Below are 5359 nucleotides of genomic sequence, written 5' to 3' on the forward strand. Positions count from 1 at the left end.
ACGTTTTGCCGACAGACTGCCGACACTTTGCCGACCGTTATCCGGTGGCTCAGGTCGGGCTCATCCCACGCAGCCGTTCCGACCGGCGCCGCAAGAGTTCAACGGTCGTCAGCAGAATGATCGAGAAGACGACAAGCACCGTGGCGACCGCAAGGATCGTCGGGCTGATCTGTTCGCGTAGGCCGGTGAACATCTGCCAAGGCAATGTCTTCTGGCCCGCCGATCCGACGAAGAGAACCACCACGACCTCATCAAACGAGGTGATGAAGGCAAACAACCCGCCCGAGATGACCCCCGGCAGGATCAGCGGCATCTGTACCTTGAAGAAGGTCCGCACCGGCCCCGCCCCCATATTGGCGGCAGCCCGCGTCAGCGACCGGTCAAAGCCCACCAGGGTCGCCGTCACCGTGATGATGACAAAGGGAATGCCCAGCACCGCATGTGCGAGGATGACCTTCACATAGCCGATGTAGTACTGCGACATGCCAAGGCTGCCTTCCATCCAGTTGCCAAGCTTGGAGTAGAAGAAGAACATGCCCGTGGCCGAGATGATCAGCGGCACGATCATCGGTGAGATCAGGATTGCCATGATCGCACGGCGGCCCGGCACATGGCTTTGGCTGAGGCCGATCGCGGCAAGCGTACCAAGCGAGACCGAGATGATCGTGGCCAAGGGCGCGATGATGAAGGAGTTCTTCAGCGGCCGCGTCCAGTTGGGGTTGTTGAAGAAATCCTCGTAGTGCTTCAGCGAATACCCTGCGGGATCGAAGGCCAGCATTTCGGGCGTGAAGGTGAAGAAGTCCTGGGCGTTGAAGCTGAGCGGCAGCACCACGACGATGGGCGCGATCAGGAAGAAGAAGATCAATCCGCAGATCAGCTTGAACGTATTGTGCCAAAGGACATCGCCCGCCGTCGCATAGACCGGCACTGTGCTGCGGTAATCGCCCGAGGACAGCCAATAGGCAAACCAGCTTAGCACCAGACCGATGATCACGCCGACCGCGGCACCAGAGAACCCGGCCAGGACAAAGCCCGCAAGCCCGGCCAGCACCGCAGTGCCCAAGCGACCCATTCGCCGCTGGGGCACAAAGCTCGCCAATACGAAACCAAGGGCGGCCGCAACGATGATGCCGACCAGAACGCCGATCAGCGGCTGGCCCTTCGCGGTGCCGACGATGTAGCCAAGGCAGAGCCCGGCGCCAGCCATCAACGGCAGGGTAAAGCCCATGAGGCTCGGCTTCGGAATTTCAGGATGACCGATGCTCATGTCTCTTACCCCAGCTTCACGTTATCGATGCCGACGATCTTGTCGTAGACGTAGTAGAGCATCAGCACCGCCCCGAGCAGGATCGAGCCCAATGCAGCCGCCAGCCCCCAGTTGAGCGAGGACGAAATGTGGAAGGCGATCCGGTTCGAAATGAACACGCCCTGCGTACCACCGACGAGTTCCGGCGTGATGTAATACCCGATGGCGAGGATGTAGCACAGGATCGCGCCCGCCCCGATGCCCGGCACCGATTGCGGGAAATAGACCCGCCAGAACGCCGTCCAGTTGGTCGCGCCCAGCGATTTCGCCGCACGCAGATAGGTCGGCGGGATGGTCTTCATCACCGAATAAAGCGGCAGGATCATGAAGGGCAGCAGAATATGCGTCATCGCCACGATGGTGCCGAACTGGTTGTTGATCAGCACCAATCGGCTGGCGTCATCGACAAGGCCAAGCCAGACAAGGATGTCGTTGATCACACCCTGCTGCTGCAACATCACCTTCCAGGCAGAGGTCCGCACCAGAAGCGAAGTCCAGAAGGGCAGAAGGACAAGGATCATCAGCACGTTCGCGGTCGAGGCGCGCAGGTTGGCCAGAATCCATGCCACTGGATAGCCGAGGACGAGACAGCAGAAGGTGATCAGCATCGACATCCAGATCGTGCGCCAGAAAAGCATCAGATAGATCTGCTGCTGTTCGGGCCGCTGCTGAATGCCGTCCGGGGTTTTTTCAAGGTCGACTGAGTTCAGGAAATAACCCGGCGTGTAGCGCGCGGCATAGGACTGGATCGTCTGCCAGTTGTCCAGATCGCCCCAGCCTTTGTCGATCTCGATAAAGGCGTCCATGTAGGAGACGGTTTCAAACCCCGAAACCGCTGCGGCCGCAGATTGCAGCAGCGCTGCCGAGGATCCGTCGATTGCCGCCAGCGCTTCTGGCGATGCCGATGCAAGGTCCTGTTCGAGTGCGGTGAAAAAGACCGGCCATGGCTTGGTTTTGACGGCGCTCTTCTTGCCGTCGGTGCGGGTAACCCGCGCGAAAGTGCTGTAGGCGGAGGAAGTCAGGGGCAACGCTGCCGCCACTCCGGAACGCGCCGCAAAACGCGGCTGGCGGCCATCATCCTTCGTCCAGTCCGACATCGCAGCGAACCAGTCGTCCGATCCCATAAGGGCCGCCCATGTCGCGCCGTCTTTCCATGCCGGATCAAGATCGGTGAGCCGCTTTGCAGACGCCTTGCCGATATCATCCGCCCCGCGCCCGGTCTTGCGGAACAGGGACGAAAGGCCGGGGTTTTCGTAATTCAGACGGGTGCCGAGCTTGGTGTGGTTCTTTTCCTCGGTCGCGGCCTGAAAGTCGACGGCAAGGGCCGCATAGACCGGTTCATCCGGGGTATTGCCGGATGCCGAATCCCAGCTGGCAAGGTGCCGGACGGTATTCGGCAGCGTGTCCGACACGATCTGGTTTTCAACCGACCGGAACAGCATGTCGGCGATGGGCACCACGAAGGTGACCACCACGAAGATCAGCAAAGGAGAGATCAGCGCCAGCGCACGCAGCTTCTGGCGCCGAAGCGCACGGGCAAGGCTTTTCTTCAGCGGCGTGCCGTCGGCGGCCCGCATGGGACCGGTATCGGTTGTGTCGCTCATGTCTCCCCCGTCAGAGTTTTATTGGTCTTTTAAAGTCACAAACGAATGGGGTGGAAGGGGCCCGAAGGCCCCTTCCCGAAGGCAGTATCAGCCAGCGAGCCAGGCCTGGAATTTCGCGTCGATATCGTCGCGATAGTCAGCCCAGAACTCGAAGTTGTAGTAGAACACGTTCTGCGCGTTGGCCGGATCGGTCGGCATATGCGGTGCCATGTCGATGCCAAGATCGGCGTGCTGACCGACGAGCGGAGCCGACGATGCACGGGCCGGGCCGTACGAGATGTACTTGGCCTGATCGGCAAGACGCTGGGTGTCGGTGGCGAACTTGAGGAAGTCCTTCACGACTGCCAGACGCTCTTCCGGAAGACCGGCGGGGATGACCCAACCGTCAAAGCTGAACACCTGCGCGTCCCAGAGCATCGCGATCGGCTGGTTCTGCTCGGCGATGGCCGAGAACAGACGACCGTTATAGGTCGAGCCCATGACAACTTCGCCGTCTGCCAGAAGCTGCGGCGTATCGGCGCCGGCCGACCACCAGATGACCTGATCCTTGATCGTGTCAAGCTTGGCGAGCGCCTGCTGCTGGCCTTCGTCGGTGGCCAGAACGTCATAGACGTCATCCTTGGCAACGCCGTCGCAGATCAGGGCCCATTCCATGTTGTTGATCGGGCGCTTTTCCAGCGAACGCTTGCCGGGATAGGCTTCAAGATCGAAGACGTCGCAGATGTTCGACGGCGCCGTATCGCCGACCAGATCGGTGCGATAGCCGAAGGTCGTCGAATAGACGATCTGCGGGATGTAGCAGTCGTTCACGATCTGCGCGCCGAAATCCTCGGAGGCCGAGGTGCCGTCATCTGCCGGGGCCAGCAGTTCGTCCGGATCGTATTCCATCGCCAGACCTTCGTCGCATAGACGGAAGCTGTCGGAGGCATCGACGTCAACGAGGTCCCAGGTCAGGTTGCCCGCTTCGTTCATCGCGCGGAGCTTTGCCACGGCTTCGGCCGAGCTTTCGTCCCAGATGATGTTCACGTCCGGATGCGCGGCCATGTAGGGCTCTGCATAGGCCTTGAGCTGCGACTTCTGATAGGCGCCGCCCCAGGACACCAGCGTCAGGTCGATGGCCGAGGCAGCCCCGGCCGTCATCACCAGCGCGGATGTCGCGAGAAGAGTTTTCGTCAGTTTCATTGCTTACTCCCTATAAGCTCCCGTCTTGATCTGGTTGGCCCACGCCCCGGGACAGGCGCATCGGGCCAAATTCACTAATAGTGTTCAGGCGTCGAGGGCGCGGCAATCCTGCGGCAGCCAGCCGATCTCGATCTGCTCGCCGGGCTGAAGCCGGACCTGATCGGGCGCGTTACGGGTCTTGACGACGAATTCATCATTGCCCGCGACACGCAACCGAGTGCGGAAAATGTCACCCATATAGATAAATTCGAGAACCTCGGCCTTGAGTGTATGGGCACCCTTCTGCAGCCGGGCCTTGTTGAATTCCACCCGTTCGGGACGGATCGAAACGCGCGTGCGTTCGCCGGGCTGAGAGACGTTGACCGGCTTGCAGTCGATCAGTTCGCCGTCGTCCAGCTCAACCACCGCAACCTCGCCCTTGATCTCTTTCACGGTGCCGAGCAGCGTGTTGTTTTCGCCGATGAACTGGGCGACGAAACTGTTGGCCGGCTCTTCGTAAAGCGTATCGGGCGGGGCGAGCTGCTGGATACGACCGTCATCGAACACGGCGACGTTGTCGGACATCGTCAGCGCTTCGGTCTGGTCGTGGGTCACATAGACCGTGGTGATGCCAAGGTCATGCGCGAGGCGCGTGATCTCGAACTGCATATGTTCGCGAAGCTGCTTGTCGAGCGCGCCAAGCGGTTCGTCCATCAGCACCAGTTCGGGTTCAAAGACCAGAGCGCGGGCAAGGGCAACACGCTGTTGCTGACCACCCGACATCTGCGCCGGACGGCGGCCGCCAAAGGCGCCCATCTGCACCATGTCGAGCGCGCGCTTGACCTTCGCTTCCCGCTCGGACTTGCCAAGCCCCCGGACTTCCAGCGGGAAGGCGAGGTTTTCGGCCACTGTCATATGCGGGAACAAAGCGTAGTTCTGGAACACCATACCGATACCGCGCTTGTGCGGCGGGATGTTGTTGATCGGCTGGCCACCCAGCCGGATATCGCCATGTGTCGCAGTCTCAAAACCCGCCAGCATCATCAGGCAAGTGGTCTTGCCCGAACCCGACGGTCCAAGCATGGTCAGAAACTCACCCTTGGCAATGGAAAGGTTCAGGTCTTTGACGACCAGCGTTTCCCCGTCATAGCTTTTCTGTACGTGTTCAAATTCGACGAATGCGGCGTCGCCGCCGGTTTTGGCATTGGTCAAATTCGGGCTCCCCGTGTTGCTTTTCGTGAGTCTTTGCCGACTCTTGTTTTGACTAAATCGGAACACCGTCCAGTTT

At 60.4% G+C, this 5359-nt stretch carries 4 protein-coding genes; all 4 read right to left on the bottom strand.

The features are described 5' to 3' along the window. Positions 1-49: 49 nt before the first annotated feature. The 4 genes from WBB85_RS09310 to WBB85_RS09325 all read right to left on the bottom strand — a co-directional run bounded on the left by WBB85_RS09310 (position 50) and on the right by WBB85_RS09325 (position 5283). Positions 50-1267 (bottom strand): ABC transporter permease subunit, encoded by a 1218-nt coding sequence (locus WBB85_RS09310; protein WP_432638345.1) that lies wholly within the window; start codon positions 1265-1267, stop codon positions 50-52. A gap of 5 nt (positions 1268-1272) precedes the next feature. Next, positions 1273-2910 carry an ABC transporter permease gene (locus WBB85_RS09315; RefSeq protein WP_432638346.1) on the bottom strand — a complete coding sequence of 546 codons (1638 nt, stop codon included), beginning with the start codon at positions 2908-2910 and terminating at the stop codon, positions 1273-1275. Between the two features lie 87 nt (positions 2911-2997). Further along, positions 2998-4092: an extracellular solute-binding protein gene (locus tag WBB85_RS09320; RefSeq protein ID WP_432638347.1), complete on the bottom strand. Its 1095-nt coding sequence runs from the start codon at positions 4090-4092 to the stop codon at positions 2998-3000. An 84-nt stretch (positions 4093-4176) separates the two neighbouring features. Beyond that, positions 4177-5283: an ABC transporter ATP-binding protein gene (locus WBB85_RS09325; protein WP_432638348.1), complete on the bottom strand. Its 1107-nt coding sequence runs from the start codon at positions 5281-5283 to the stop codon at positions 4177-4179. Positions 5284-5359 lie beyond the last annotated feature (76 nt).

This window comes from Albidovulum sp. (assembly GCF_049646345.1).
GTDB lineage: Bacteria > Pseudomonadota > Alphaproteobacteria > Rhodobacterales > Rhodobacteraceae > Albidovulum.

What these genes read in the sequence shown, in the direction of transcription:
- WBB85_RS09315 (WP_432638346.1), bottom strand. Translation starts at nt 2,910, where the DNA reads ATGAGCGACACAACCGATACCGGTCCCATGCGGGCCGCCGACGGCACG.
- WBB85_RS09310 (WP_432638345.1), bottom strand. Translation starts at nt 1,267, where the DNA reads ATGAGCATCGGTCATCCTGAAATTCCGAAGCCGAGCCTCATGGGCTTT.
- WBB85_RS09320 (WP_432638347.1), bottom strand. Translation starts at nt 4,092, where the DNA reads ATGAAACTGACGAAAACTCTTCTCGCGACATCCGCGCTGGTGATGACG.